This window comes from Candidatus Binatia bacterium, assembly GCA_036382395.1.
GTDB lineage: Bacteria > Desulfobacterota > Binatia > HRBIN30 > HRBIN30 > JAGDMS01.
Map to the genome: position 1 here is coordinate 1 of DASVHW010000436.1, position 1568 is coordinate 1568.

Consider the following 1568-nt stretch of genomic DNA (forward strand, 5'->3'; position numbering starts at 1 on the left):
TCGGAAACGGCGCGGCTGTAGATGTCGACTGCCGTATCTCCGGCATAGAGCCGCGCGAAGAGCGAGCGGTTTCCGCTTTCTGGGGAGATCTCGACCCGCGGCTGAACGACCGTGTAGCCGGCGCGGAAGCGACCAGACCCCTCGTCGAGGCAGGCACTGTTAAGGGGGTGTGCGAGCGTGCCCACGAGGCGGCTCACGGATCCTGGCGGGAGCGTCGTGTCCGCGTCGACTGTAACGACGAACCGGATGCCGCGGAGCGCATCCATGTTGCCCTCGGTGACCGAGAGGCCCGAGGTCTCCTCGCCCAGGACAAAACGGTTGAACTGCTCAAGCTTGCCCCGTTTCCTTTCCCACGCCATCCAGCAGTCCTCGGCGGGGTTGAAGCGGCGTGGGCGGTGCAGCAGGTGGAAGGGCCCGTCGCCGCTTTGCCCGTAACGCGCGTTGAGTCGCCGAATGCCACTGACGAGTGTTTTCTCCACTTCGGTATCGCCCGGCATGTGCTCTGCTGGCGCATCGATATGGTCGCTGAGGAGCGCGAACCGCAGTGACGGGTCGGGATTGCTCAGCCGGTGCATCTCCATGCGCTCGATCAGGCCTGGCACCTCGGCAGGGCTGCCGACGATCACCGGCATCACAACCGCAGTGGAACAGTCCGGCGGGATACCCTCCTCGAAATCAAGTTTCGGAAGCACCCATGGCGACACAACAAGCGTGACAATCCAATGCACCAGCGTGACGCCGAGGACCGAGGCCGGTAGCAGTGCGAGGGCGATCCCGACGGCCCACGCCAACGGCCCGGCGCCCTCTGCGGCAAGATAGAACGCGGGCAGGACGAGCGCTGCGATGCCGGTGATGAGGAGCGCCGCGGCATAGAATGGCCCGGCATTTCGGAAAAGCCAGCGCCGGCATGCAGCGACCGACGACTGGCGGTAACCGATCACGGCCTCGATGTCCCGTCGGCCGTCCCCGATGAGCCAGTAACCCACATGGTCGCGTGGTCGGGTTGCGCGCGCATCGCCTGCCTGCGCAAGGACGAACTCCACCACCTCCGGCTCTGATTGGCAGGAACCGTAGGCCAGCTCCTCGACCGCCTTGCGGCAGCGATCGCGGGTGTCGAAATCCGTGCGCGGATAGACTCCAGCTGGGTCCCCCTGAAGGAGCGCTTCCACACGACTGGTACGGTCGAAAAAGTCCTTCCACGGGATGGCGGCGATTACACCGAGATTGGCAAGAGCGCGCGACACGCGCTCCGTGTCTTCGAATGAGCCCAGCAGCGTCGTGTATTTTGTCGGTTCGAAGGGTGGCGTCAGCGCCGGAAAAAGTCGCCCAAATGCGTCGACCAGGATCTCCAGGCACGCAAGGCGGAGCATTGTCGGAAATGCCCACAACTCCGCGATGGTCAGCGGTGCGTTCTCTTGGTAGGCCCGCAAGAATTGCACCGCCCCCGGCAGGGAGAGTTGGAGGCGGGATGCATTGAGAAGCCCGTGCGCCAGAGAGAATGCGCGTGGCAGTCCCTCCTCCACGGCGCTCGTGACGCTCGGTAGCCGCCGGTAGAACTCGAGGGGCAG

The 1568-nt window shown here is 64.9% G+C and carries 1 protein-coding gene; it reads right to left on the bottom strand.

The features are described from left to right. Positions 1-1568, bottom strand: a 1568-nt coding sequence (locus VF515_21630; GenBank protein ID HEX7410231.1) for a cellobiose phosphorylase, incomplete at both ends; no start/stop codon positions are given.